A 25,581-nucleotide genomic window follows, 5' to 3' on the forward strand; every position below is an offset into this window, starting at 1 on the left:
GGGTACCTCCACGGACAGGGCATGTTGGTGCGATCGTCCGACACGTTCCGACCGGCGGAGTCCTTCCCTACGGCGTCCTGACGGCATACCCCGTGATCTTGATGCCGTCCTGACGGCAGAGCAGGCCGAACCCCCGGGAGCGACGGGGCTCCCGGGGGTTCGGAGGTGACACCCGGCGCCGGTGGCACGCGGCGCCGGGTGGTTCAGGGCCGGCTACTGGCCGGGCTTGCGGCCGTGGTTGGCCTTCTTCTTGCGGCGGGCCTTCTTCTTCCGGGCGCGCTTGGACACGTCCCTCCTGTCGGGTGGTGCGAGTGGGTGGGTCAGGCTCCGGTGACGAGTCGGTCGGCAAGCCGTCCCAGGCGACGCTGCGAGCGGTCCTCGTGGACGGCGATCGCGGTCGGGGCGATGTCACCGCCTTCGTAGTACTCGCCGTTGGTGAGGCGGACGTCCGGCAGGCAGAGCCGGACGACCGCGGCGGCGCCCTCGGCCGGCGGCGCGCCGACCCGTCCGTACAGCGGCAGCAGCGCGGTGTCGCACAGGCCGGGGTTCACGCTGACGGCGGTGATGCCGGAGCCCTCGGGGGCCATGGCGAGGGTGTCGATGCTCAGGGCGAGCTGCGACTGCGCGTAGGCGGCGACCCGGGAGTACTTCTTGACCCGGTTGGGGTCGTTCCAGTTCATCGCGGCGGTGCGGTGCAGCGAGGAGGAGACGTTGACGATCCGGGCGTCACCCGCTGCGGAGAGCGAGTCCTGCAGCAGGTTCGCCAGCACGTGCGCCGCCAGGAAGTTGACCTGGAAGGACACCTCGATGCCGTCCTCGCTCAGCGTGCACCGCTCCGGCGCCATGATCGCCGCGTTGTTGACCAGCAGGTCCAGCGCCGGGAAGCCCGCCGCCACGGCGGCGGCGAGGTTCCGGACCTCGGCGAGGCGGGTGAAGTCGGCGGTGACGAGGTGGAGCCGCTCGCGGGAGACGCCCCGGGCCACCAGGCGGTCGACCGCGTGCTCGCCCTGGTTGAGGGTACGGGCGTGCAGGACGACGGTGGCACCGTGCTCGGCGAGCAGCCGGGCCGTCTCCCAGCCGATCCCGGAGGAGGCACCGGTCACGAGGGCAGTGCGGGCGGACAGGACTTCGGACATGGTTCGATCCCAGGAAGGAGGGCACCCCGGAGGCCGGGGCGCGCGAGGGCGCGTCCGGGTGTCGGAGGTGCGGAAGGTGGCAGCGGAATTCCCGCCGGGCGCGAGCGTCAGCGCTCTGAGCGCCCGGCGGGGACACGACCGGTAGGCGGGCTGCTGTTCTGCCCGTCTGCCGCGGCACGATCGGGTGGGGCGCGGGGAGGCGATCCCTACCGGACCGTGCGAACGACGACCGTGGCACAGCCCAGCGCCCGCGGATGCGGCGGGCGGTCGTGGTGGCGTGCCGGTCGGTTCATGACGTCCATTCAAGTGTCGGCATCCGGGCCCCGCAAGGGACCGTCACCCGCTCTGACGAATCCTTGACATCGCTCAACAGCGGTCGTCTGCACGGTGATCGGCGAGCTGGACGACCTCGAGCCTGATCCTCCGCCGCGGCATCGCGCCGGGCAGGGCCGCGAGGAGCGCGGCAACCGTGAAGACGCCCAGGCGCAGCAAGTCCGTGCGGCCGGCCCAACCCAGCACGGCGTAGCGGTGGACGGCGAAGCCGTTGAAGAACAGCCAGCCCGACAGACCTGTCAGAGGTGCCGCTGCCGGGCGGGACACGGCACCGACGAGGGTGCACAGCAGCGCGTACGCGCCGAAGGTGTACCAGCCCGCGTTCAGCTCCCCGACCCAGCCGAGCACCGGTGTGAGGAAGCCGCTCACGGTCAGCGCCACGGCCAGGGACATGCCGGTGCCCAGCCGCTGCACTGCCGGGTGAAGCCAGCGGCCCCCGGGCCGGACACGGTACAGCCTCACGGGTGCGCTCCCTCGGCGGTCGGACATTCGTCGGTCGTCAGCCAAGCCGCCGTCGCACCCCGCGAAGCCGGTCCTGACGGGTTCCTGACGCCACAGGCCCCGATCCCGACGCATTCTTGACGTGCGAAGCCGGCGACCCGCCCTGCTCAGAAGAGGAACTGCACCACGAGCGTGTCGATCAGCTTGATGCCGACGAACGGGAGGACCAGTCCGCCGAGGCCGAAGACACGGAGGTTGCGGGCGAGCAGCCGGGAGGCGGAGGCCGGGCGGTACCGCACTCCGCGCAGGGCGAGCGGGATCAACGCGACGATGATCAGCGCGTTGAAGATGATCGCCGAGGTGATCGCGGACGTCGGGCTGTGCAGCTCCATGATGTTGAGGTGGCGCAGACCCGGGTAGGCGCCGGCGAACATGGCGGGGATGATCGCGAAGTACTTCGCCACGTCGTTGGCGATCGAGAACGTCGTCAGCGCGCCCCGGGTGATCAGCAGTTGCTTGCCGACCTCGACGATGTCGATCAGCTTGGTGGGGTTGGAGTCGAGGTCCACCATGTTGCCGGCCTCCTTCGCGGCCGAGGTCCCGGTGTTCATCGCCACGCCGACATCGGCCTGGGCGAGCGCCGGGGCGTCGTTCGTCCCGTCGCCGGTCATGGCGACCAGCTTCCCGCCCTCCTGCTCCCGCTTGATCAGGGCGAGCTTGTCCTCGGGCGTGGCCTCCGCCAGGAAGTCGTCCACCCCCGCCTCGGCCGCGATCGCCCGCGCGGTCAGCGGGTTGTCGCCGGTGACCATCACCGTCCGGATGCCCATCCGACGCAGCTCCGCGAAGCGCTCACGGATGCCGTCCTTGACCACGTCCTTCAGCTCGACGACGCCCATCACGCGCGCTCCGTGCCGGTCGTGGACGGCGACCAGCAGCGGGGTGCCGCCCTGGGCGGCGATCGCGTCGACGGCCTCCAGCACTTCGCCCCACACCAGCCCGCCCCGCTCGTACACCCAGGCGGAGATCGCCGCCGAGGCGCCCTTGCGCACGCTGATCACCGTTCCGTCGGGCCAGAGCAGGTCGACGCCGCTCATCCGGCTCTGCGCACTGAACGGCACGAACTCCGTGCGCCCCGACTCCCCGGGCGCGCGCTCACGCAGGCCGTAGTCCTTGGCCAGGCTCACGATGGAGCGGCCTTCGGGCGTCTCGTCTGCCAGCGAGGACAGCCGGGCGGCCTCGGCGAGCCGGTCGTCCGGCACGCCCGGGGCGGGCAGGAGGCGGACCGCCTGCCGGTTGCCGAGGGTGACGGTGCCGGTCTTGTCGAGCAGCAGCACGTCCACGTCGCCGGCCGCTTCCACGGCCCGCCCGGACATGGCGAGCACGTTGCGCTGCACCAGCCGGTCCATGCCGGCGATGCCGATCGCGGAGAGCAGGGCACCGATCGTGGTCGGGATCAGCGCCACCAGGAGAGCCACCAGCACCGCGGTCGACTGCTCGGCGCCCGCGAAGACGGCCATCGGCTGGAGCGTGACCACGGAGAGGATGAAGACGACGGTCAGTGAGGCGAGCAGCAGGTTGAGTGCGATCTCGTTCGGCGTCTTCTGCCGCTCCGCACCTTCGACCAGGGCGATCATCCGGTCGATGAAGGTCAGCCCCGGCTTGGCCGTGATCCGCACGACGATCCGGTCGGACAGGACCGTCGTTCCGCCGGTCACCGAGCAGCGGTCGCCGCCGGCCTCGCGGATCACCGGCGCCGACTCCCCGGTGATCGCCGACTCGTCCACCGCCGCGATCCCGTCGACCACATCGCCGTCACCGGGAACGGTCTCCCCCGCCTCCACGACCACGAAGTCGTGCAGGCGGAGCCGCTCGGCGGAAACGGTCTCCTCCTCGAACCGGGTCAGCCCCACCCGCCAACTGCGCAGCCGCCGCGCCGTGGTGCCCGTCCGGGCCCGGCGCAGCGAGGCCGCCTGCGCTCTGCCGCGTCCCTCGGCGACCGCCTCGGCCAGGTTGGCGAACACCACCGTCAGCCACAGCCAGAGGCCGATCAGCCAGGCGAACACGCTCGGCGAGAGGACCGCCGACAGGGTGGTCAGCGCAGAACCGACCTCGACCACGAACATCACGGGATTGCGCACCATCACCCGGGGGTGCAGCTTGCGCAGCGCCTCCGGCAGGGCCGCGGCCAGCTGCTTCGGATCGAGCAGGGCGCCACCCGCCCGGTGCCGCCGACCCGGGGGCCGCCCCACCGGAGCGGGCGCGACGACGTCCTTCTCGGGAGCAAGGGAGAGCATGCGGCAGACCTTCTCGGGCACGGACCGGCGGCTGGAGGCCGACCCGACGGCCGGCAGCCAAGCCAACCGCGCACCGCGGCACCGCTGCCCGCGCCCTGACGGAATCCTGACGCTGCGCCAGCACCGATTGACGGAGCGTTGACACGGACGCCGCTGTCAGGGCCGCGTGAAACCTGGGTCCCGATCCGTCATCGTTGCGTCAAGGACCCCGTCCTCTGCTGTTCACCGGTGTCCACCGGGAGCATGAACGAACCGTCCAGAGTCATCGTCGGGGTGACCGACACCCTGAGCAGCCTGGCCGCCCTCTGCCGCGCGGTCGAGGGCGTGCCGGGCCCGGCGCTGGTGCGCGCCGCGTGCCGGCACCGAGGACCGCGTCGTGCCCGCCACCACGCGAGCCGGCCTGCGGGTACTACTCGCCCGCGGCCGGCGCCGAACGGCCGGGAGCGGGAACCGAGCGCAAGGATCCCGTTAACGAGACCGCGCCGGGGCCCGACTTCCGCCCCGCGCCTGTTACACCGGAGAACAGGAGGTGCACCATGCGCCGATACCTCACCCTGCGGGGGCCGCTCTCCCTGCTCGTGGCGGCTGTTGCCCCGCTGATCCTGAGCCTGGTCCTGCTGCCGTTCCGCGACAGCATGGCCAACACCAACGTGGCCCTGCTGCTCGTCGTCGTGGTCGTCGCGGTGGCCGCGCTCGGCCACCGGCTGGCCGGTGCCGTCGCGGCGGTCAGCGCGGCCGTCTGGTTCGACTTCTTCTTCACCCAGCCCTACCAGCGGTTCGCCATCGACGCCGGTACCGACATCACCACCGCCGTGCTCCTGCTCACCGTAGGCCTCACGGTCTCCCAACTCGCGGCCCGCGCCCGCCACTTCCAGGTGATAGCGATCACCGACGCGGGCTACCTCGCCCGCATCCACGACACCGCCGTCCTGGCCCGCAACGCCAACTCCGCACTCACCGTGGTGGACCACGTCCGCGACGAGCTGGTGGACCTCCTCCAGCTGCGCAACTGCCGCTTCGAGTACGGCTCCCTGATCGGCCACCCGCCGAGCCTGCAGCACGACGGCTCCGTCACCGTGGGCCGCCGCACCTGGGACGCCGACGCCCTCGGCCTGCCCGAGGAGGACGTCGAACTGCGGATGTTCGGCAACGGCAAGTACGTCGGCCGCTTCATGCTCGAACCCGCCCCTGGGACAGTGCCCTCGCGGCAGGCGCGCCTGGTCGCCGTGACCCTGGCCGACCACGCGGGCGCCGCGCTCGACAGCCTCACCCGGCCGGTCAAGGCGGCCTGACCGACGCCGGACGCACCGGATGAGGGCGAACCGACCGCAGGACGTGATCAGTCCTGCGGCCGGTCTCAACCGCCCATTCAGCGTGCCCTCAAGCAACTCGCCCGACGCCACGGACTCCTGGATCCGCCGGAGCATCAACCGCTCGTGGGTGAGGGTGTCCTGGTACTCGTCGGGCGCCACGCATGCCGCCGCCGCGGGCGGGGTCAATCCCGCCAGTCCGCGTGCGGCAAGGTCGAGCAGCGTCAACGCGCGTGCTCGGACACCGGTCACGTTCCCGTGGACGGACAGGCACGCGACTGGGGCCGCCCCTGCAGCACTCCATGAATCGGACGAACCTTCGAGGCGCTAAGGCCTTGATAAAATGACCGCCAACGGTGTGCCGGGAAGTCTGGTCGGCCGGGGGACGGACCGCGGCGGCCGCCGCGGCGCCCCCGCGAACTGAGCTGGGGTTTCGGCGATGCGCGCGGTCGGGGCAGTCCTCCTTCTTGTCGTCCTGGCCACCACGGTGGCCACCGGCGCCCGCCGCTGGCGCATACCGGCACCCTCCCTCCTGGTACTCGCCGGGATCGCGGTCGCCCTGATACCCGGGGCACCCGCCCTGCACATCGCCCCCGAGACCATCGGCCTGGTCGTCCTGCCCCCGCTGCTCTACGCCTCCGCCGAGGAACTGTCCCTGCGCGATCTGCGCTCGGTGTGGCGCCCGGTCACCGTCCTCGCCTTCGGCCTCGTCCTCGCCTCGGCCGCCCTCGTCGGCGCACTCGCCGCCGCCCTGACCCCGTTGCCGGCCTCCATGGCCTTCGTCCTGGGCGCGGTCCTGGCCAGCACCGATCCGGTCGCGGTGACCGCACTGGGTCGGCGGCTCGCCCTGCCCGGCCGGGTGCAGGTCCTGGTCCAGGCGGAGAGCCTGTTCAACGACGCCACCTCGCTGGTGCTGTTCCGGGTCGCCGTCACCGTCGCCGTCGCCACCGGCGCGGTCGGCTGGCAGGCGGCGGGCGGGCAGTTCGTCCTGCTGGCCGGCGGCGGCAGCGCGATCGGCGCCGTGGTTGCCGGCGGAGTCACCCTGATCCGCCGCCGCACCACCGACCCGGTGCTGGAGACGGTCATCGCCCTGGTCACCCCGTACGGCGCCTACGTGCTCGCCGAGTCCGCCCACACCTCCGGCGTCACCGCCGTGGTCGTCGCCGGCGTGCTGCTGGGCCGCTCCGGGCACCGCCTGACCGACGCCCGGATCCGCCTGCAGCTGCACGCCGTGTACGCGGTCGTGGTTTTCCTGCTGGAGAGCGTGGTCTTCAGCATCGTCGGCCTGGAGCTGCCCACGCTGGTCCGGGAACTCCCCGGCGGAAGCGGAATGTGGCCGCTGCAGGCGCTCGCCATCGCCACCGTGCTGATCGCGCTGCGCGTCCTCTGGATGCTCCCCCTCTCCGCAGCGGTCGGGCCGAGTCGCGGACGGCCCTCTTGGCGGATCGCCGCCGTGGTCAGCTGGGCCGGTACCCGCGGGGTGATGCCGCTCGCCGCCGCGTTGTCGATCCCGCTCGCCGCCGAGAACGGCACCCAGCTGCCCGGGCGGGCCCTGGTGCTCGTTCTCACCACCGCCGTCGTGGTCTTCACCCTCGTCGTCCAGGGGCTGAGCCTGGCACCCGTCGTCAACCGCTCCGGGCTGGCGCTCGAACCGGAACACACCGCCCGTGAGGAAGAGGACGCCCGTGGCGCACTCACCCGGGCGGGCCTCACCCACCTCGACCAGCTCGCCGACCTGGAGACCATCCCCGGGCACGTCGTCGAGCGCGTCCGCCGAGGCCTGGAGGCCAGGCTCGAACCCCATGACGAACCGGCCGCCGGAACACCCGCGCTGGTCGTCTACCGCGAACTGCGTCGAGAGGTCATCGCCGTCCAGGGCGACGAGCTGCGCCGTCTCTACGACGACCACCGGATCAGCGACACCACTCGGCGCACCCTGCAGCGCGACCTCGACCTCGAGGAGACCGGCCTCGGCACCGCCTGACGGCCGGCGCGGTCGGCGCAGTCTCCCCTGCGGCCTGACGACGGGGTCGGTATCGTCCGCCCCAGTGCACCAGCCCTGCAGCAGAACGCCCGCGCGGAGGAGGACCCATGGCCGACAACGGTCCCGAAGCCCGGCAGCCGACACCCGGTCACCCGGGTCGTACCACCGGCTTGGCGGGCCTCGCGCTGACGATCGGTGCCCTCGGTGTGGTCTTCGGCGACATCGGCACCAGCCCGATCTACACCCTGCAGACCGTGTTCAACCCGGAGGACCCGCACCCCGTACCGGTCTCCACGGAGAACCTGTACGGGGTGGTCTCGCTCATCTTCTGGTCGGTGGTGGTCATCGTCCTGGTCACCTACGTCCTGCTCGCCATGCGCGCCGACAACGACGGCGAGGGCGGCATCATGGCGCTGATCACCCTGCTGCGGCGGTCGGCCTCGCAGCGGGGCCGAAGGACCACCGTCGTCCTGGCCGCGCTGGGCATCTTCGGTGCGTCGCTGTTCTTCGGCGACAGCATGATCACCCCGGCGATCTCGGTGCTCTCCGCGGTCGAGGGGCTCAAGGTCGTCGAGCCGTCCCTGGCGGACGCGGTCGTCCCGATCACGGCGGCGATCATCGTGGTGCTCTTCCTGGTCCAGCGCAGGGGAACCGCAGCGGTGGGCCGGGTGTTCGGGCCGGTGATGATCCTCTGGTTCACGGCCATCGGGGCGTGCGGGATCTCCGGCATCGCCGACCACCCGGAGATCCTCAAGGCGCTGTCCCCGAGCTACGCCCTGGGCTTCCTGTTCGGCCATTTCGACATTGCGTTCTTCGCCCTGGCCGCGGTCGTGCTCGCGGTCACCGGCGCCGAAGCGCTCTACGCCGACATGGGGCACTTCGGCCGCCGGCCGATCACCCGCGGCTGGCTGTTCCTCGTCTTCCCCGCCTGCACCCTGAGCTACCTCGGACAGGCTGCGCTGATCCTCGACGACCCGGGCAACATCAGCAGCCCGTTCTTCCTGCTGGTGCCCGGCTGGGGACGGCTGCCAATGGTCGTGCTGGCCACGGCGGCCACCGTGATCGCCTCCCAGGCCGTGATCACCGGCGCGTACTCGGTCGCCTCCCAGGCCGCCCAGCTCGGCTACCTGCCGAGGCTGCGTATCGCGCACACCTCCGAGTCCACCATCGGCCAGATCTACGTCCCCTGGATCAACTGGCTGCTGATGGTCTCGGTGCTCACCCTCGTCTTCGCGTTCCGCAGCTCCACGGCGCTCGCCTTCGCCTTCGGCATGGCGGTCACCGGCACCATCACCATCACCACCCTGCTGTTCTTCTACGTCGCCCGTGCCAGGTGGGGCACGCCGAAATGGCTGGTCGCCGTCGGTGCGACCGTCCTGCTCTTCGTCGACCTGCTCTTCGTGGCCGCCAACGCCACCAAGCTCTTCCACGGCGCCTGGCTGCCCCTGCTCATCGGCCTCACCGCGTTCACCGTCATGACGACCTGGCAGCGCGGCCGCGAGCTCGTCACCGCCCAGCGGGAACGCCACGAAGGATCGCTGCGCCAGTTCGTCGATCAGCTCCACAGCGGGCGAGTGCAGGCGCTGAAGGTCCCCGGCACGGCCGTCTTCCTCAACCGGGGCAAGCAGACCACGCCCCTGGCGATGCGCGCCAACGTCGAGCACAACCACGTGCGGCACGACCAGGTCGTGATCCTCTCCATCCGGACCGAGACCGTGCCCCGGGTCGCGGCCGAGCAGCGGATCGTCGTCGACGACCTCGGCTACGCGGAGGACGGGATCATCCACGTCACCGCCCGGGTCGGCTACATGGAGACACCCGACGTACCCGGCACACTGGCGCTGCTCGAACCGGCCGACACCGAGGGCGAGCTCCAACTCGACCAGGCGACCTACTTCCTGTCGAAGATCGAACTCCGGCGCGGCAAGGAACCGACGATGGCGCCGTGGCGCAAACGGCTGTTCGTCGCCACCTCCTACATCACGGCCGATGCCGCCGAGTACTTCGGCCTCCCGCGCGACCGCACCGTCATCATGGGCTCCCACATCGAGGTGTAGCGACCGCATCCACCGGGCCCGGAGAGCAGAAGGCAGAAGGGTGGCGCCGACACGATGTCCGCGTACGCCGGCCGTAGGCGGCGTGAAATGGGTGCGCAGGTGTTCGTCGCGCCAGGCGACGGTCCACCCCAGTGCGACGCCCGCAGCGGCCGGGCACGCGTCGAACCGCCCCCACCAGCTCGCGCCGGGCCGCCGGCCCTGGCCCCGGCTCGAAGACGCCCGTCAGCGTGCCGTCCGAAGCCGGCTCCAGCCGCAGCCGGGACCCGAACCCGTTGAATCAGCCACCCGCGACAGCCACTCCCGCGACCAGCTCCTTCACCCGCAGCAACGGCGAGCGCGTTGCCCGTCTTCGCGCATCGTCACCGGTGTCCGCGCCCGGCACGCCGGACGACGCGCGGGTGAGAATCTCCGGCACCCCGGCACGGCATCCCGCGGCCCTGCCGCTGGCGCGCGATTCTGACCGGACAGCGCGCCCGTGCCGGGCGTCCGACTGCGGCAAAGGAGCCTGGCGATGGCCGAGTCGTTCTTCCACGCCGGTGGCATCCACCGCCACCGGGAGTCGGACGGCGCACCCGGCGGCGACAGCATCTTCGTCGTCGTCCATGTCGGGCAGGCACCGCAAGGCTTCGCCGATCCCGCCGAGGGCTGCCTCCACGTGGACGGGCAACCGCACACCACCCTCACGGCACCTTGCGGCTCCAGGAAACGAGGGCCGTCGCAGACATGGGCTCTGGCGGCGATCACGTGACGGGCCGTCTGCGCCGCACGGGGGTGGCCCGGTCATGGAGCCCGCCGGCCCGTCGGCAGCCCAGGCGTGACCGTACGCGCGGTTCCCGTCAACGTTCCGTCAAGGTGGATGCTGCCGGGATCAAGGAGTCGTCAGGATCGGACCGGCTGACCGGCGGGCGGGAATAGCCTCCCTGGCACGGGCTTCCTCTGCGCCCGCACCACCGCTCGGGGATTCCGATCCCCCGGACGCCCTCCGCCTGCTCCAACGTAGGCCTGACACCTCATGAGGAGTGGCATGAGTGCCGACACCGCCGCCGGTCTCCTGGTCGCCGCCGCACTCGTCGTCTATCTGATCCTGGCCCTGAAGTACCCGGACAAGTTCTGAAGCGGGCTGCCGGCCCGGCGGCTCATCGGAGCACCGTCCTGAAGGGACCCCCGGGGCCTGCGCTGCGGGGCCGACGCCTCCTGCTCTGGCGAGGCCACCGGCACCGGGGCTGCCAGCTGCGAGGTCGTCGACATCGGTGGCACCAGGGAAGCGATGCTTCGAACGGTCCGGACGAACAGGCGGAGTACAGCTGCTGCCACCCGTCCGGATCGGGGGTGGCGAGTTCGACAATCAAGGCGCCGCAGAGAGCAGACGGCTTCGGCAGGTACGCCTTGGCGGCATCTGTGGGACACGGGTGCCGGGTGTGAACTCCCGGCCCGGGGTTTGTTGCGGCTGATGGCCGGGAGCGTCCCGTTGAGCTGCTCGAGCCCGTACTTCCACTCCTCCGTGAAGTGCTCGCGGGCGCCATCCAGCCACTGGTGCCCGGTCACCCGGGGCGAGGCCGAGTTCGCCGGCCTCCGCGCGGACCCGGTCCGCCACGTCTCCCCCGGTGTGTGGACGTACTCATGATCAGCGGTACTCGCGCAGGCGGGGCCTGACACCGAGGACGGTGAGCGCAAGGAGCACAGCCAGCAGCGCGGTACCGCCGGCGGCTGCAGGTCCGTCGAGTTCGCCGTCCGCCTGCGCCACTGCGCGGTCCATCGCCTGCCGGTTGACGGCGAGGACGGCGTCCAGCGCCTCGCCGAGCTCGGCGAAGTCGGCGTTGGACTGGCCGGCCGCGAGGCCGGTGTTGAAGGTGACGGCTTCCTTGAGGCGGCCCTGGACTCGCAGGGCGCGCATCCTCCGGTCGTCGAGCTGGTACTGCCGGAAGGTCTCCAGTACGCGCTCGGAGGCGCCCTGTTCACCGGCGAAGGTGATGTTACGCAGCTCGTCGCCGAGGTATCCGCCGAACGGAATGTCGGAGTGGTCGGTGCGGTGCGCCCGGGCGGCGGCGTCCAGTCGGCGGTCGTAGTCGTCGAGCGCGGCGCCGTCGAGCCGGGCGAAGGCCTGGGTCTTGTCGAGAAAGCTCTGCTCGTAGGCGGCCGCCCGGGCCGGGTCTGTGAGATAGCGGCTCTCGTCCGCGTTCATGTCGTAGGCGGTGGCGCGGGCGCGGCTGAGGGCGAGGACGGAGTCGTAGGCGTTGCTCTTGGCCACCACCAGGTGCCGGTCGGCCTGTCCGGTGAGGTGCAGCCCGGTGAGCAGGGCGACCGCGGTCAGCAGCGTGACGGCGGCGAGCAGCGGGTTGACCAGGCGGCGGAAGCGGACGGCGAGGGTGCGCTGCAGGGCGCCGAGCGCCACGAGGGCGAGCAGGCCGGCCGCCAGGATCCACCACCAGCCGGCCGCGAGGTCGTCGCGCTGCTCCGTGTAGACGCGGTCCACGGTGGTGGCGTTGGCGGCGGTGACCTGGTCCGCCGCGGGCAGGAGGCGCTGACGGAGCAGGTCGGTGGCCTGCCGGTAGGTCTCCAGTGCCTGCGCAGACGGCCGGCCGGCGGGGGCCTGGGCCTGGTCCTCCAGCAGCTGGGTGCGGGCCACCAGCGCCTCGTAGCGGCCGAGTTCGCCGATCACGATCTGCACCGCACGCTGCCCGGCCGGGTCTCCGACGGCAGCCTCGGCGGCGCGCTGGAGGTCCTCGCCGGCCTCGGTGCGGCGCTGCTCGTAGATATCCAGGGTCTGCCTGCGCAGGGCGAGGTAGTCGGGGTCCGCGCCGATCAGCAGGAGGTTGGCCGCCTGGGCGTCCATGTCGCTGAGGGCGAAGTAGAGGTCCGCGGCGCGGACGGCCTGCGGGGCGGCCCGGTGTCCGATGGCGTCGATGCCGTCCCGCGCGCCAGCGAGCACCGATGCGACGGCCCCGCCGAGGCCGAGCACACAGACCAGGCAGGCCGCGGTGAGCGCCCGGACCAGCCTCGGGGTGGTCCAGGAGGACCGACCGACACGCCTGCGGGTGGCCGAGGCCACGGCAAGGGGAGCGCGCGATCCGGGCGGTCCAGCAGCTGCCCCGGGGCCCGCCATCGCCGGCGAGCCCGTCCCCTTGGTACCGGTCGTCGTATCCAGCGCACCCGGTGCCATGACCGCGCGTCCCCCTCCCCCTGCCGGTGGGCCGCCGAACGCCCTCCTCGGTGTGCCCGTCCGGAGAGCCGGACTCCGGCACGACCCCGCGCTCCTTCCTCACGAAGGACGCGGGGCCGTTCGGCGCAGCTCACGCTAGGGGCCGCCCGACCGCGGCCGACCGCTCCCTGACGCTCCCTTGACGCCTGCGACGGTTTTCCTGACGGATCATTGACGGTGGAGGCGCCGTCAGCTCTCGAACTTCCTACTGCCCGAGCACCTCCTTGATGAGCCCGTACAGCATCTTCGGAACTCCCGTGCCGGGTCGACGGCGGCGTCGGATGGTGTCGGCGGGCGATGGGGACGGCGAGCGTCTCGCTGGGGCTCGGCCGTACGCCAGCGCAGGGGCGTTGGACTCGGCCCGGCCAGCCGTGAGCCTCCAAAGGGTCTTGATTGCGGCGGCGCGGCTTCCGGGGAACGGTTCGTGTCCTGCCGCCCCGGCCGGTCGGGGGACGGTGCGCTGATGTGTGAGGACTCAGGACATGCTTGACGTTCCGTTCTCAGGAATTGCTTGACGGCTTTCGGCGGGACTGGTGACTGGGCCATGCCTTGATCCGGGAGACGGGCCCGTCGGTTGTGCGGGGATGGACGGCCAGTTCCTCGCCGTCGTGGACTATCCGGAGTGGCCCGGGACCACCTCCCCGGGGAGCACAGCGCGGCCGTGATCGCCCTGATCTCGGTGGTCTCGATCATCGGGGCCGGCGTCGGCTACCCGCTGGCCGCACTGCTCGCCGAGCCCGGCGGGGTACGGGCCGCCTACGGCCTCGGCCTGGTCGTCACCGCCGCCGCCCTCCTGACCGCGTGGCGCTCCATGCCCGAAGCCCCCGAAGGCCGCTCCGCCCACGTGGACGTGGCAGGCGCGGTCGTCCTGGCCGCTGCGCTGCTCCTGGTGCTGCTCCTCGCCGGCGAACGGAATCTGTGGAGCCGGCACCTCGCCGTGGCGGCGGGCCTCGCCGCCGTCGCGGTGGTGCTGCTCTGCGCCTGGGCCGTCATCGAGCTGCGCAGCACGACGCCCCTGGTCGATGTGCGGGCGGTGCGGCACCCGGCGGTCGCCGGGGCGAACCTCGCCATGTTCGTCGGCGGGATCGGCATGTACCTCCTGCTCACGCTCATCACCCGGTACGCGCAGACACCGCACGGCGCCGGCTACGGCTTCGGGCTGACGACCTTCGTCGCCGGGCTGGTCCTCATCCCGTTCTCGGTGCTGGGGTTCGTCGCCGGCAAGCTCACGCCGCGGGTCCGGACGCGGATCGCCGACCCCCTGCTGCTGGCCGGCAGCGCCGTCGTGGTCGGCGGCGGGTTCGCCCTGTTCGCGGCGGCCCGGTCGGACCTGGCCGAACTGTTCGCGGCGATGGGCGTGCTCGGCTTCGGCGTCGGCGGCTTCTCGGCCGCGATGCCCGGCGTCATCCTGGCCGTCACCCCCAAGAGCGAGACGTCGAGCGCCATGAGCTTCAACTACGTCGTCCGCAGCGTCGGGTACTCCCTGGGCAGCGCCATCGGCGGCCTGATCCTCGCCGCGGGCACCGGCCCCGGCCACCTCTTCCCCGACGACAGCGCCTACACCACCGCGGCGCTGGCCGGCATCGGCGCCATGGCGATCACGACGCTGACGGGCCTAGCCCTCGCCCGCCGACGCCCGTCCGAGGCCAACTCGTAAGCTAGGTACACTTATTACAACACTGGAGGTGCCATGCCCAAGGGCTACTGGGTCAGCGTATACCGCACCATTTCAGACCCTGAGAAGCTGGCCGCTTACAACGAGCTGGCCGGTCCGGCCGTCAAGGCCGCAGGCGGTCGGACCTTCGTCCGTGGCGGTCGGGTCGTGGCGCATGACGCCGGAATCGCCGAGCGCACCATCCTGGTCGAGTTCGACAGCTTCGAGCAGGCCGTCGCGGCGCACGAGAGTGCGGCCTACCAGGAGGCGCTGGCCGCCCTCTCCGACGGCGTCGAGCGCGACTTCCGCATCGTCGAAGGCATCGACTGACCGAGGTCCGGTCGGATCTTCAGTCAACTTGACCTGGCCCTGAAGGGACCGGGCTTGTGGGTAGGGCGCGGCTGGCTGCCGCGTGGCCTCCCACGTCTGAGCCGCCTATGGGGTGGCTGGGACGCGTGACTCACGCCCCGCGGTCCACGCGGTCGCGCCTTTGCGGGCGATGTTGTGGGACGCGTTGTCGTCCGCGTGCATCATGACGCCGCAGGCGCGGCACGCGAACGTTGCTTGTGACTGGCGGTTGCGCCGGTCGATGTGGTGGCACTGGGAGCATTCCTGGCTGGTGTACGCCGGATCGACGTACACCAGCGGCACCCCGGCCCGCTTCGCCTTGTACTCCACGAAGGCGGCGAGCTGGTGGAAGCTCCACGAGTGCACGGTGGCCCGCTGGTCCTTGCGGAGCCGTACCCGGCTGCGGATGCCCGTGAGGTCTTCCAGGGCGATTCCGGAGCCGGTGCGTTCAGCGGTGGTGACGACGGTCTTGGCGACGATGTGGTTGACGTTGGCGGTGTGCCGGGCTTCCTTGCGGGAGCGCTTCTTGAGGAGGCGTTTCGCAGCCTTGGTGCCCTTGGCCTGGAGCTTCTCGCGGAGGTCGAGCTGCCGCTTGCGGTGCCGGTTCAGGCCGCGCCCGGCGGCCCGGTACCCGGTCGAGGCGGTGGCGATGTTGGCGATGCCGAGGTCCACTCCGATGAAGAAGGTCGGGTTCTCGTTCGGCGGAGCCTCGGGAACGTCGCAGGTGGCGATCAGGTAGAACACGCCGTCGCGTTCGATCAGGTCGGACTCGCCCTGCCGGTGGTCGCGGAGCATCTTGAGCGCGTCCGGCGAGCAGGCGAAGCGCACGGCCTTGAGGCGTCCGGCCGTCGTCCAGATGCTCACGGTCTGCTGGTCCAGCTGCCAGGACAGGCAGCGGTCGTCGTAGGGCTGCGCGGCTGCGGGGCGGAACGTGACCGGTTTGGACTCCGCCTTGCGGCGGCGCTTGGAACCGGGCTTGCCGAGGTTCCCGGCGCGGATGTTCGCCTTCAGGGTGGTGTAGGCGTCGCGGACCTTCTTGATGACGTGCTGGGCGGCCTGTGCCCCCAGTCCGCGCGCCTTCAACTCGGCGTAGGTGTGCTTGCGAAGCTCGTACTCACGCGGTACCCCACGCTCGAACGCCACCACCGATACCCAGTTCGCCGACTCGTTGACCGTGCGCAGGGTCGCCCGGAGGCCGGCGGCCTGGTCGGCCTCCGGCGTCAGCTTCACCTGCACCACGACCTTCACGGCCCCGACCCTAGCATTGATCTATGTCACCACGCTGGGAGCCAAACCCCGATATCCGCAGGGGTCGAAGAGTCGTTTACACGCTGCATGCGCATTTGGTCTTCACTACCAAGTACCGGCGCGGACCGTTCACCGACGAGATCCTTCGACGCTGCGAGGAGATCATGCGCGCGGTCTGCGCCGACTTCGAAACCGAGCTGGTCGAGTTCAACGGCGAGAAGGACCACGTCCATTTGCTCGTGCACTACCCGCCGAAGGTTGCCCTGTCCCGGCTGGTCGGCTCACTCAAGGGTGTCTCCGCCCGCAGGCTCCGCCAGGAGTTCCCGGGCCACATCCGCACGTACCTGTGGGGCGAACACTTCTGGTCCCCCAGCTACTTCGCCGCCTCCTGCGGCGGCGCGCCACTGAGCATCATCAAGGAGTATATCGAGAACCAGAAGCGATCCGACTGACCGTCCAGCTTTCCGGAGCGATGCTGTGGCGCTCCGCGCCGCAGCGCGAAGGATGCGATTCCTCCCGGCCGTAAACGGCCGGGGTTCCTCGCAAGATCACGCTGAAGATCCGACCATCGTGGTTTTCGCTGCTGCGGCTGCTGGTGCGGCGGGATTCGTGGGTGCTCGTGCTGGTCGTGGGCGGCTGTCTTCGGTCTTGATCGTCTGTCAGCGGTCGAGTTCGAGGTTCGTCAGGACGAGCAGGGCGCGGAGCAGGTTGGTGGCGGGTGGTGTGTGAGGTGTCGGGGGGCGGGATCAGGCCGCGGCTGTCCGGCGAAGGCCCCACGCAATCCGGCCCGTCCGAGGGTTCACCCGACCCGGTGTCGACCGGCGCGGGTGGGCCACCACGCCCCCGGCATGCCGCCGTGCCCGGCCGTCCGCAGCGCCGCGTTGCCCTGGGTCTGCCGGACCGCGACGCCGGCCGAGGCGTCGTCAGCGGATGACCGAGGCGTCGGCCGGCGCCTCGGTGACGCGCACGTGAAGGGGCACCGCTGAGCTCCCTCGCGAGCAGCAGGGCGAGGGCGTCGACCGCGGACCTCTGCGGGGCGAGCAGCTGCCGGGCCTGGGCACACGCCTGGTTGTTGATGGAGTAGTGCTGGAACGGCCTCGTGATGTCCTGCGGGTGGCGCGGGAGGTAGCCGTCCACGGTGCCGTACGTGTCGGCGTACCACGCGATGCTCTGCCTGGTGCGGGCCGGGAGCGGGACGTCGCGGTAGTCGCCGGCGGCCCGGTGCTTGAGCGGCGCATAGTGCTTGGTGGTCCGGTTGACCTGCTCGGTGACCCGGTGGACGTCGTCGGCGACGACGTTGTCGATGTTGACGGCGTACGCTTCGCCGTGGCGCAGCCCGCAGCCGCTCATGAGGTCGACGACCAGCCGGAAGGCGCCGTCGCCGGCCGTGCGGAGGGTCCGGAGCTGTGCCGGGGAGGCGACCTCACCGCGCATTTCCCGCAGCTCTCCCGCGGCACGCGGGTCCGCCGTGTGGAGATGCCGGAAGGGATCCCGCTCTTCGTTCCCCGGCCCGGCGACACCGGGCTTGGTGGATGTGCTCGGTGGATGTGCTTGGTGCAGGTGGGGTGCAGGCGTTGGGGCGTCCACGCGCGGCGTGCAGCACCACGTGTGCGCGCACCCGCAGCCGGTGCGTCCGACGGGTCGGATCTCCCCGGGGCGCGTCCGCTCAGGACTTGGGGACAGCGAGGAGGGCGGTGACGCGGGTACCGGTGAGGATGCCGAGGAGCCGGCCGTCGTCATCGACGACGGGCCACAGGTCGAGGCGTCGGACGTGCATGGTCGCCGCGGCGAGGGAGAGGGACAGGGTGGGCCAGGCGAACGGTTCGCGGTGGCGCGTCGCGTCGCTGACCTGGGAGTGGGCGGTGTACCAGGTGCAGGCGAGGAACGGGGCGAGCGAGGCGAGGGTCACCAGGCCCTGGCACCGGCCGTCGTCCGTGCACACCGACAGGTAGGCGGCGCCGGTATCGGTGAGGAGGCGCTCGGCCTGCTCGAGGCCGGCGCCCCCGGTGATGCGCGGCCCGCAGGGCTCCATCGCGTCAGCGACCGTCAGCCTGCGGTTCTCGACGGCATCCGGGACTGTCGGGTGCTTCTTGGCGGTCATGGCGTCACCGAATCCCGTCCCGGCGCCGTCCCATTGCCGGTTCCGCGCACCCAGGACGAGGCCGACATGGCAGCCGGGATCGACAAGCCCCGAACACTGCCTCCCACACTACGCCGCTCATCGGCCCCGACCTGTGCCGGTGGAGAGGGTGCCCGAGGGCGGGCGGCTCGGATGGTGGGTGCAGACACGGCGGACCGGCAGGACCTCCTTGCGGCAATCGGCGTCGAGGCCGCCCCGGAGCCGGTGGCCGCGAGGGCCGCGTCAGCGCCGGGCGCCCGCACGAGGAGCCGGTGGATGCCGTGAAGGCCGGCCCCGGAGATGAGGAACAGTGGCGGTGTCGTGCTCGCCCGGGTATCCGAACGACGGCCGGAAAACAGGAGGGGAGCTGACGCAGGGGCCGCTCGCGCAGCTCCCGAACGCGGCACGGAGTGAACGTGAACGGGCCCGGAGTGACGTGCGGGCACGGGCTTCGGGGACACCGGCTGTGTCACGGCCGGCGCCTCCTCCCGGGTGTCGTGGCACACCACGCAGCGGCGGACCGAGCACGGCGAACCCTGCATCGGCACGCGTGCGCCCCGGCCCGGCCGGTGGCCGGCGTTCGGCGGATCGGATCCCGGCGAGCGTGGCGCCGACGAGGCGGCAACGGTCTACCGCCCGCCCCTACGCCACCGCTGCGGCCGTTGCCGTTCACGTGTCGGCCCGGAGTACCGCTTCCCGGGACCGTTCGTGCGTGCGGGGTCGCCGCCGGTGCAGTGCGTCGTGCGGTGGTCGAGCTGTCGGGTGGGCCGGGGCCTGCGGCACCGTCGTGGAGACCGGCTGTTCCATCTTGATGGTCGATCACCACGACATCTGGCTGGCACGGTTACCCGGAACCCGGGTGCACGGGCCGGGGGACGGCCACCGGTTCGTGGCCTCGGTCGGCGAACCGGTCGACGGGCGGTCAGTTGCCGATCGCGGCCGCACCGGTCTTGAGGAGTCCGTGACGGCGATGCCGCTCGGCGGTCGGACTGCGCGGGGTACGGCCTGTCCGGTCAGCCGTGCAGGAGTTCTGCCGCTGGGGTGTGGTTGCCGGTTGCTGCGGCTCCCGTCATCGCCGAGGAGGCTGTTTCCGGCTGGGTGCCGGGCGGCACCACCAGGAGGAGGAAGTGGTCCTGGAAGCCTCGTGTGAGGCTGATCGTCGCATCGCTGCCGGCGAACCGGCCGATCTTGATCACCGTGCCGTCGACCACGAGGGTGCGGGGCACGCCCTCCCAGGCCGGGGTGTCGAGGCCCACCCGGACGATGCGTCCGAGATGGGCGGCGAGCGCGGTGATGAGGTCCGGCAGTTCGGCGAGGACGTGATGGGAACGGGGCCACCAGGCACCGTCGAAGACACCCTGCCGCAACATCGTCGGTTCCAGGGCCAGACGGGGCAACGTCGGAGCCCCGGGCACCGACCACGGCCCGGGAGAGGAGGGAACAGGGAGGGGGATCGGCATCATTCGGGGCCGCCCGTCCGGTCCACGCGGGACCACTCATGACCCAGGGCGACGTCGGCACTGATGCCGGTGTGCAAAATGTCCTCGGTTGTCTCAACCGTACTCCGCGGCGACGGTGCGCCCGGCCGCCCGGACCGGGAGCAGGAGTAGCCTCGAAGACATCCAGGGCCTTCCGCATCCCGGAACCCGTTCCGGCTTCGTTCTGGGTGAAGGGATTTCCCGGGCAGACCACGTGGGCCCGGAGACGGGAAGCGGTGAACACCGTGACCACTCGTTCCCTCCGGTCGGCACGGCCCGGCCACGGCCACACGGTCGCCGACGCCATGGAACCCTGCGACTACCAGATAGCCGACGACAGCACCGTCGACCGGGCCAACGACGTCATCCGCAGCGTCCCCGTCGACTACCTGCTCGTCCGCGACCACGACGGCCGCTGCGAAGGGCTGGTCACCCGCGCGGGACTGCGACCGTTCCTGACCCGCTCCTGGTACACCGAACGGACCGCGATCAGCTCCACCACGCACCAGCACGGCCCGTTCGCCCGGCCGACCATGGACCTGGCCCTCGCAGCGATCACCATGCGGATCAAGCACCTGACGGTATGGCCCGTCGTCGACGACGACGGCTACACCCTCGGTGTGCTGACGTCGGACCGCGCCACCGTCCTGCTCGCCGCCACGCCGGTATGAACCCCCGAGCGGCGCACGACCGGAGCCCGCGGGAGCGGCTTGCGGCACGCGGGCCGCAGGCAAGCGTCAGCCGGGTGGGACGGGCAGACCGGGTGCCGTCCGGGCGGTCGGACTCGACCGGGGTGGAAGACCGTGACGGTGACGGTCTGCTCGTGGATACGGCACTGGACCCGTGAGCCGACCGGAGTGCGGTGGATGCCGCCGGCCCCGACGGTGAAGGCGCCGGCCGGGCAGGGGTCTTCGGCGAGGAGGTCGACGGCGTGGAAGACCTGCTGGATGCCGTCCCGGTCGGCAGTGGCGTACTTCCCGACCGCACGAGAAGTGGTCTCCGTGCGAAGCGGTGGGTCACCCGCTCTCTGCGAGGATCCGGCGCCGTGGTTCGTCGTGCGGGACGGCAGGGACGGCCTCGCCGCGGCCTTGCGGCGACGTGCTCCTGCTCGGCGCTGACCTGCCGCGTCGGCACCCCCGTCCTGGCGCGGGCCTCGGTGATCGGGGTGGCTGTTCATGCGCAGGATCTTGCAGTCGTGCGCACTACGGGACAGTCGATCCTGCCCGGGCCACCGCTTCCCGCCGGGTCGCAGTGCGGAGTCGTTGAGGTCACCGTGGATGGTGAGTGCCGGACCCCAGGGCGGACCGCGAGAGGGGACGTGATGGCAGCGAATGAATCTTCGGCTCCGGGCTTGTCGCCGAAGACGGAAGCACGCGCCGAGCTGCAGTGGGCGATCGGTGCGCAAACCCGGTCCCTCGGCCGGTACAGCGGGCAGCACCACCGTGCGCCGGTGGATCGGGCACATGCGTACGCGCCGGTGACCGGCGGCTCCGGAGCACCGGCGACCTCCGGCCCAGAGCAGCGGCTGTAGGCGGGCTGGCGGCGCGATGGTGCCCGGCGACGGCAGTTGGGAAGACGAGCAGCGGTTGCTGGCCGCGGCGTTCGGAGGGCTGGCGGCCGGGGTGTTGCTGATCGATGCGGACGGGCGGATCCTGGCCGTCAATCCGCGGGCCGAGGAGTTGCTGGGCCGCGGGGCGGCGGCGATGACGGGAGCGGATGCGCACGAGTTGCTGCACCGGGGTCCCGAGGGTGCCGCCGTTCCGCGCGCGCGGTGTTCGCTGCTGGCGGTCGTGGAAACCGGGCGGCCGGCCTGGGGCGCGAGCGATGCCTTCCTGACCGGTGACGGCAGGGCCCTGCCGGTGCGCTGGTCGGCGGCGCCCGTCGTGGCCGGGGGCCGACCGGTGGGCATGGCCGTGCTGTTCGCCGACGTTGCGGGAAGCAGTGCGCCCGTCGGGCCGGAGGCCGTCCAGGTGGGCCTCCTCAAGGACCTGACCGAACGGCTGACCCTCGTCGGCGCGATCACCGAGGTGCTCTCGGAAACACTGGACGTCGAGGAGGCGGTGGACCGGCTCGGCCCACTACTCGTCCCGGAGCTGGCGGACTGGGTGGCCGTGGATCTGCGGACCCCCGACGGCGAGGTCCGCCGCGTGGCCGTTCTCGGTCCGTCCGGGCGGGACTCCGCCCTTGAGGCGTGGCGGGGTCCGCTGCCACCGCCCACGGCCCTCTCGCGTTCCGCGCTGGTGCGGGTGCTGCAAGGCGCGGAACCCCTCGTGCTCGGCACGCGGGAGATGGCCGAACCACCCGATGCCCCGCTTGCCGCGGTCCAAGCCGGGTTCCTGCGCGCGCTGGGCGCGACCTCCGCCGCCGTGGTTCCGCTGAGCAGCGCCCGCGAGGTCACCGGGGCGATCACGGCGGTGCGCACCGGTGCGGGGCGTCCCTTCGCCGAGGGCGAGCTCGCCCTGCTCGCCGACATCGGCCACCGGGCGGGGGTGGCCATCGACAACGCCCGCCTGTTCGGCGAACAGCGCGACATCGCGACCGCCATGCAGCACCACCTGCTGACCGAACTGCCGCGCGGTCCGGGCATGCAGCTGGCCGCCCGTTATCAGCCGGCTCCGGCCGGTTCGCGGGTCGGTGGCGACTGGTACGACGCCTTTCCGCTCAGCCGTGGCGCGACCGCACTGGTCATCGGCGACGTGATCGGGCACGACCTGCAGGCCGCAGCCCGGATGGCCCAGCTCCGCAACATCCTGCGCACGCTGGCCTGGGACCGCCACGAAGAGCCGGCTGCCGTCGTCACGCGGCTCGACGACGCGATGACGAGTCTGACCGACATCCCCATGGCCACCATGGTCCTCGCCTACACCGAGAAACGCCCGAACGGGCCCTGGCGACTGCGTTGGACAAGCGCCGGACACCCGCCGCCCCTACTGCTACCCGCCGCCGGAACACCGTCCCACAGCGGCGCCGCACGCTACCTGGAGGCCGGCCAGGGACTCATCCTCGGAGCAGGCGGAGACCCCGAACGCCCCAATGGCACCGAAGACCTACCGGCAGGCTCGACACTGCTGCTGTTCACCGACGGACTCGTCGAAGCCCCCGGCACCGACCTCGACGCCGGCCTGGAAAGGCTGCGCCGCCACGCCGCCAGCATGGCGGCGCACCCGTTGGAGGAATTCTGCGACCAGATCCTTCGAGTCGTACCCCCCGGCAGCACCGATGACACAGCCCTCCTCGCGCTCCGAGTACCACCGAACTGAGCAGCCCGGCCACGGTGCCGGACGCGTGCGGGACGTGACCCGGCCGCCGTGCCCGCCCGTACCGGCATCCGGGACGGATCCGAACTCCGACCGCCTGTCCGGTGCCGCGCCTGCGCCGTCCCGGCCGCGTGGTCCGTCGCGGTCCACGGGTGCGTGCCGATGGCGCCGACCCGGGCGGACGGGGAACAGCGGGCGATCCGCTGCACGAAGGAGCCCACGGCCGTGGAGCGACGAGGGCGGGGTCCGTCCCCCGTGGGATCAGAGTTTGTGCATGGGGGCGTACGGCGGGGTGATCCGCTCCTGTTGCGATCCGAAGTCGACGAGGACGGCGGTGTTGCTGTCGCCTTCGACGCCGATGACGCGGCCGAGGCCGTAGGCGTCGTGGGTCACCCGGTCGCCGACGGCGAACCGCTTTTGCGGAGCTTCGGCCCGGGTCCTGAAGGGGCTGGTGGGCAGGGGACGGCGAGCGGAATGGTCGGTCATTTTTACAAGTATGCGCCAGCAAGCGGGATGATGCGGCTGTTCGAAAAAACGTGATGCGGAGGGCCACGGGGGCCGTCCGCCCCGGGCGCGGTCCCCGAAATCGGAAGCGCGCACTCCCCGACCGACACCTCCTGCAGAAGAGTGCCGCCGGCAGGGCGAAGCCGCCGGATGGCGTCAACCAGCCTTTCCCTTTAGCTAGTTGACGTGCCCTCCAGCACCGGCCCGGAAGCCGAGGACGGGACCTGCACAAAACCTGGTGCGAAATTTTCACCCCACGGCACGCCTCGACCTGCTACAGTCGTTTCAGTTGCAGTAGTGGTTCCCATGAACTTTGTGTGCGCCTGCTGATGTATCGCAGGCGCATTTTTGTTTCCCGGATCTTTCCGGGTGGGTGCTCCGCGGCGACTCGATATCCGCACGTGCGGGTATCGAACAGCCCTTGTTTAGGAGATTTTTTTATGGCTAATGGCACTGTGAAGTGGTTCAACGCGGAGAAGGGCTTCGGCTTCATCGAGCAGGAGGGTGGCGGCCCGGACGTCTTCGCCCACTACTCGAACATCAACGCCAACGGCTTCCGTGAGCTGCTCGAGGGCCAGAAGGTCGAGTTCGACGTCACGCAGGGCCAGAAGGGCCCGCAGGCCGAGAACATTCGCCCCCTGTAGTTCTTCGCCGAAGGCACCCGCCCGGCAGCGAGGGGCCCGTACCGCGTACACGCACGGTGCGGGCCCCTCGGCATGTGCGGGGCGGCGCCCCTGCTCCCGTCCCTTCCGGTCGGCATCGACCGCAGGAGCCGTGCCGCAGGTCCTCCGTCCCTTCCCAGCCCGTCACTCGTTCGGCCCGTTCTCGTGGTCTCCTCCGGTGCCCCGCGCCACGGGGTCTTCCTGGCGACGTGCCCCCTCAGGAAGGTCCCTGCATGAATCGCTCCAGTCGCTCCTCGCACCAGAACTCCGGCCGAGCGGTCGCCGACGGACGTTCCGGCCGCCGGGCCGCCGGTCAGGGCCACCCTGCGCAGGTCGAGTTCGCGGTGCCGGTGGGCACCACTCCTGCACTGCCGCCCGTGGAGTCCTTCGACGCACTGGACATGCCGCGCCAGCTGCTGTCCGTACTGACACGCCAGGGCCTCGACAGGCCGTTCCCGATCCAGGCGGCGACGCTGCCGAACGCGCTGGCCGGCCGCGACGTGCTCGGCCGCGGACGGACGGGTTCGGGCAAGACCCTCGCGTTCGGACTCGCAGTGCTGGCCCGCACTGCAGGGCGGAAGGCCGATCCGCGCCGCCCTCTGGCGCTCGTCCTGGTCCCCACCCGTGACCTCGCGCAGCAGGTCACCGAGGCCCTCACCCCGTACGCCCGCGCGGTACGGCTGCGGATGGCGACCGTGGTGGGCGGGCTGCCGATCGGCCGCCAGGCCCACCAGCTCCGCCGGGGCGCCGATGTCGTCGTGGCCACTCCCGGTCGGCTCGCGGACCTCGTCGGCCGCGGTGACTGCCTGCTCGACGACGTTGCCGTCTCGGTGCTGGACGAGGCCGACCAGATGGCCGACATGGGCTTCCTGCCCCAGGTCACCGAATTGCTGGAACAGGTGGCCCCGGGCGGCCAGACCCTGCTGTTCTCCGCCACCCTGGACCGCAACGTCGACCGTCTGGTCCAGCGTTTCCTCACCGACCCGGTCACGCACTCGGTCGACCCGTCCGCCGCCGCGGTCACCACGATGGAGCACCACGTGCTGCACGTTCAGCACTCCGACAAGAACGCCACGATCGCGCACATCGCCTCCCGTGACGGAGGGGTGATCATGTTCATCGACACCAAGAACGGTGCGGACCGCCTGGTCGATGACCTGCTCACGCAGGGGGTCAGAGCCGCAGCCCTGCACAGCGGCAAGTCCCAGCCCCAGCGTGCCCGCACGCTGGAGCAGTTCCGGGCCGGCCAGGTCACCGCGCTGATCGCGACCAACGTCGCCGCCCGCGGCATCCACGTCGACGGGCTCGACCTGGTCGTCAACCTGGAGCCGCCCACGGACCACAAGGACTACCTGCACCGGGGCGGCCGCACCGCCCGGGCCGGCGAGTCCGGCACCGTCGTCACACTGGTGCTGCCCAACCAGCGCCGTCGGATGGCACGCACGATGACGACGGCGGGCCTCGTCCCCGTCACGACCGCGGTGCTGGCCGGCGGCCAGGAGCTGGCCCGCATCACCGGCGCCCGCGTACCCGCCGGCATCCCCACCGTGATCGCCG

At 71.4% G+C, this 25,581-nt stretch carries 22 protein-coding genes; 12 read left to right on the top strand and 10 right to left on the bottom strand.

Annotated elements, in window-relative coordinates; translation table 11 throughout:
• Positions 1 to 213: 213 nt before the first annotated feature.
• From ABD353_RS40365 to kdpB, 4 genes are all read right to left on the bottom strand, one after another.
• Complete coding sequence (locus ABD353_RS40365) at positions 214 to 288, bottom strand: 50S ribosomal protein bL37 (protein WP_380419867.1); 75 nt, start codon at positions 286 to 288, stop codon at positions 214 to 216.
• Positions 289 to 320: 32 nt separating this feature from the next.
• The gene (locus ABD353_RS09050) at positions 321 to 1,136 is read right to left on the bottom strand and encodes an SDR family NAD(P)-dependent oxidoreductase (protein ID WP_344622969.1); all 816 of its coding nucleotides are present in this window, start codon (positions 1,134 to 1,136) and stop codon (positions 321 to 323) included.
• 366 nt (positions 1,137 to 1,502) lie between these two features.
• Entirely contained in the window at positions 1,503 to 1,850 is a 348-nt protein-coding gene (locus ABD353_RS09055) for a hypothetical protein (protein ID WP_344622970.1), read from the bottom strand.
• A gap of 227 nt (positions 1,851 to 2,077) precedes the next feature.
• Positions 2,078 to 4,204: a potassium-transporting ATPase subunit KdpB gene (gene kdpB, locus ABD353_RS09060; RefSeq protein WP_344622971.1), complete on the bottom strand. Its 2,127-nt coding sequence runs from the start codon at positions 4,202 to 4,204 to the stop codon at positions 2,078 to 2,080.
• Positions 4,205 to 4,740: 536 nt separating this feature from the next.
• Between kdpB and ABD353_RS09065 the strand changes: the two genes are divergently transcribed.
• The 5 genes from ABD353_RS09065 (at position 4,741) to kdpF (ending at position 10,669) form a co-directional block, all read left to right on the top strand.
• Complete coding sequence (locus ABD353_RS09065) at positions 4,741 to 5,496, top strand: DUF4118 domain-containing protein (RefSeq protein WP_344622972.1); 756 nt, start codon at positions 4,741 to 4,743, stop codon at positions 5,494 to 5,496.
• A 457-nt stretch (positions 5,497 to 5,953) separates the two neighbouring features.
• Positions 5,954 to 7,498, top strand: a complete 1,545-nt coding sequence (locus tag ABD353_RS09070) for a Na+/H+ antiporter (protein WP_344622973.1) — start codon at positions 5,954 to 5,956, stop codon at positions 7,496 to 7,498.
• Positions 7,499 to 7,605: 107 nt separating this feature from the next.
• Complete coding sequence (locus ABD353_RS09075) at positions 7,606 to 9,555, top strand: potassium transporter Kup (RefSeq protein WP_344622974.1); 1,950 nt, start codon at positions 7,606 to 7,608, stop codon at positions 9,553 to 9,555.
• A gap of 511 nt (positions 9,556 to 10,066) precedes the next feature.
• Positions 10,067 to 10,303, top strand: a complete 237-nt coding sequence (locus ABD353_RS09080) for a hypothetical protein (protein ID WP_344622975.1) — start codon at positions 10,067 to 10,069, stop codon at positions 10,301 to 10,303.
• A 276-nt stretch (positions 10,304 to 10,579) separates the two neighbouring features.
• Complete coding sequence (gene kdpF / locus ABD353_RS09085) at positions 10,580 to 10,669, top strand: K(+)-transporting ATPase subunit F (protein WP_043175968.1); 90 nt, start codon at positions 10,580 to 10,582, stop codon at positions 10,667 to 10,669.
• A gap of 510 nt (positions 10,670 to 11,179) precedes the next feature.
• Here kdpF and ABD353_RS09090 read toward each other — a convergent pair.
• Positions 11,180 to 12,604 carry a hypothetical protein gene (locus tag ABD353_RS09090; protein ID WP_344622976.1) on the bottom strand — a complete coding sequence of 475 codons (1,425 nt, stop codon included), beginning with the start codon at positions 12,602 to 12,604 and terminating at the stop codon, positions 11,180 to 11,182.
• 772 nt (positions 12,605 to 13,376) lie between these two features.
• Here ABD353_RS09090 and ABD353_RS09095 point away from each other — a divergent pair.
• Both ABD353_RS09095 and ABD353_RS09100 read left to right on the top strand, forming a co-directional pair.
• Entirely contained in the window at positions 13,377 to 14,411 is a 1,035-nt protein-coding gene (locus ABD353_RS09095) for an MFS transporter (protein WP_344622977.1), read from the top strand.
• Between the two features lie 33 nt (positions 14,412 to 14,444).
• A complete protein-coding gene (locus ABD353_RS09100) occupies positions 14,445 to 14,738 on the top strand; it encodes a DUF1330 domain-containing protein (protein ID WP_344622978.1) in 294 nt (97 codons plus the stop codon).
• Positions 14,739 to 14,843: 105 nt separating this feature from the next.
• Here the strand turns inward: ABD353_RS09100 and ABD353_RS09105 are convergent, their stop codons facing one another.
• Positions 14,844 to 16,004, bottom strand: coding sequence for an RNA-guided endonuclease InsQ/TnpB family protein (locus ABD353_RS09105; RefSeq protein WP_344622979.1), 1,161 nt, complete (start codon positions 16,002 to 16,004; stop codon positions 14,844 to 14,846).
• A 23-nt stretch (positions 16,005 to 16,027) separates the two neighbouring features.
• On the opposite strand from ABD353_RS09105, the gene tnpA reads away from it, so the two are divergent.
• Positions 16,028 to 16,456, top strand: a complete 429-nt coding sequence (gene tnpA, locus ABD353_RS09110) for an IS200/IS605 family transposase (RefSeq protein ID WP_344622980.1) — start codon at positions 16,028 to 16,030, stop codon at positions 16,454 to 16,456.
• On the opposite strand, the gene ABD353_RS09115 is transcribed toward tnpA, so the two are convergent.
• From ABD353_RS09115 to ABD353_RS09125, 3 genes are all read right to left on the bottom strand, one after another.
• Positions 16,419 to 17,438, bottom strand: coding sequence for a site-specific integrase (locus tag ABD353_RS09115; protein WP_344622981.1), 1,020 nt, complete (start codon positions 17,436 to 17,438; stop codon positions 16,419 to 16,421). The two genes, tnpA and ABD353_RS09115, sit on opposite strands and share 38 nt — an antisense overlap.
• Positions 17,439 to 17,670: 232 nt before the next feature.
• The gene (locus ABD353_RS09120; RefSeq protein WP_344622982.1) at positions 17,671 to 18,105 is read right to left on the bottom strand and encodes a CBS domain-containing protein; all 435 of its coding nucleotides are present in this window, start codon (positions 18,103 to 18,105) and stop codon (positions 17,671 to 17,673) included.
• A gap of 1,031 nt (positions 18,106 to 19,136) precedes the next feature.
• Positions 19,137 to 19,586: a DUF5994 family protein gene (locus ABD353_RS09125; RefSeq protein WP_344622983.1), complete on the bottom strand. Its 450-nt coding sequence runs from the start codon at positions 19,584 to 19,586 to the stop codon at positions 19,137 to 19,139.
• Positions 19,587 to 19,846: 260 nt separating this feature from the next.
• Between ABD353_RS09125 and ABD353_RS09130 the strand changes: the two genes are divergently transcribed.
• Together ABD353_RS09130 and ABD353_RS09135 are read left to right on the top strand one after the other, a co-directional pair.
• A complete protein-coding gene (locus ABD353_RS09130; RefSeq protein WP_344622984.1) occupies positions 19,847 to 20,272 on the top strand; it encodes a CBS domain-containing protein in 426 nt (141 codons plus the stop codon).
• 876 nt (positions 20,273 to 21,148) lie between these two features.
• The gene (locus tag ABD353_RS09135; protein ID WP_344622985.1) at positions 21,149 to 22,861 is read left to right on the top strand and encodes a SpoIIE family protein phosphatase; all 1,713 of its coding nucleotides are present in this window, start codon (positions 21,149 to 21,151) and stop codon (positions 22,859 to 22,861) included.
• Between the two features lie 258 nt (positions 22,862 to 23,119).
• Here the strand turns inward: ABD353_RS09135 and ABD353_RS09140 are convergent, their stop codons facing one another.
• Positions 23,120 to 23,344, bottom strand: coding sequence for a hypothetical protein (locus tag ABD353_RS09140; RefSeq protein ID WP_030277647.1), 225 nt, complete (start codon positions 23,342 to 23,344; stop codon positions 23,120 to 23,122).
• Between the two features lie 458 nt (positions 23,345 to 23,802).
• Between ABD353_RS09140 and ABD353_RS09145 the strand changes: the two genes are divergently transcribed.
• Positions 23,803 to 24,006, top strand: coding sequence for a cold-shock protein (locus tag ABD353_RS09145; RefSeq protein WP_030918248.1), 204 nt, complete (start codon positions 23,803 to 23,805; stop codon positions 24,004 to 24,006).
• A 251-nt stretch (positions 24,007 to 24,257) separates the two neighbouring features.
• Positions 24,258 to 25,581: DEAD/DEAH box helicase (locus tag ABD353_RS09150; RefSeq protein ID WP_344622986.1), on the top strand; the 1,324-nt coding region annotated here is incomplete at its 3' end.

It is taken from the genome of Kitasatospora arboriphila (assembly GCF_039528095.1).
GTDB classification, from domain to species: domain Bacteria; phylum Actinomycetota; class Actinomycetes; order Streptomycetales; family Streptomycetaceae; genus Kitasatospora; species Kitasatospora arboriphila.

Excerpts from the sequence above, each read along its gene's own strand:
- ABD353_RS09070 (WP_344622973.1), top strand. The coding sequence starts at position 5,954 with ATGCGCGCGGTCGGGGCAGTCCTCCTTCTTGTCGTCCTGGCCACCACG.
- kdpB (WP_344622971.1), bottom strand. The coding sequence starts at position 4,204 with ATGCTCTCCCTTGCTCCCGAGAAGGACGTCGTCGCGCCCGCTCCGGTG.
- ABD353_RS09125 (WP_344622983.1), bottom strand. The coding sequence starts at position 19,586 with ATGATGCCGATCCCCCTCCCTGTTCCCTCCTCTCCCGGGCCGTGGTCG.
- ABD353_RS09050 (WP_344622969.1), bottom strand. The coding sequence starts at position 1,136 with ATGTCCGAAGTCCTGTCCGCCCGCACTGCCCTCGTGACCGGTGCCTCC.
- ABD353_RS09075 (WP_344622974.1), top strand. The coding sequence starts at position 7,606 with ATGGCCGACAACGGTCCCGAAGCCCGGCAGCCGACACCCGGTCACCCG.
- ABD353_RS09065 (WP_344622972.1), top strand. The coding sequence starts at position 4,741 with ATGCGCCGATACCTCACCCTGCGGGGGCCGCTCTCCCTGCTCGTGGCG.
- tnpA (WP_344622980.1), top strand. The coding sequence starts at position 16,028 with ATGTCACCACGCTGGGAGCCAAACCCCGATATCCGCAGGGGTCGAAGA.
- ABD353_RS09140 (WP_030277647.1), bottom strand. The coding sequence starts at position 23,344 with ATGACCGACCATTCCGCTCGCCGTCCCCTGCCCACCAGCCCCTTCAGG.
- ABD353_RS09080 (WP_344622975.1), top strand. The coding sequence starts at position 10,067 with ATGGCCGAGTCGTTCTTCCACGCCGGTGGCATCCACCGCCACCGGGAG.
- ABD353_RS09115 (WP_344622981.1), bottom strand. The coding sequence starts at position 17,438 with ATGCGCGGTGAGGTCGCCTCCCCGGCACAGCTCCGGACCCTCCGCACG.
- kdpF (WP_043175968.1), top strand. The coding sequence starts at position 10,580 with ATGAGTGCCGACACCGCCGCCGGTCTCCTGGTCGCCGCCGCACTCGTC.
- ABD353_RS09100 (WP_344622978.1), top strand. The coding sequence starts at position 14,445 with ATGCCCAAGGGCTACTGGGTCAGCGTATACCGCACCATTTCAGACCCT.
- ABD353_RS09135 (WP_344622985.1), top strand. The coding sequence starts at position 21,149 with ATGGTGCCCGGCGACGGCAGTTGGGAAGACGAGCAGCGGTTGCTGGCC.
- ABD353_RS09120 (WP_344622982.1), bottom strand. The coding sequence starts at position 18,105 with ATGACCGCCAAGAAGCACCCGACAGTCCCGGATGCCGTCGAGAACCGC.
- ABD353_RS09145 (WP_030918248.1), top strand. The coding sequence starts at position 23,803 with ATGGCTAATGGCACTGTGAAGTGGTTCAACGCGGAGAAGGGCTTCGGC.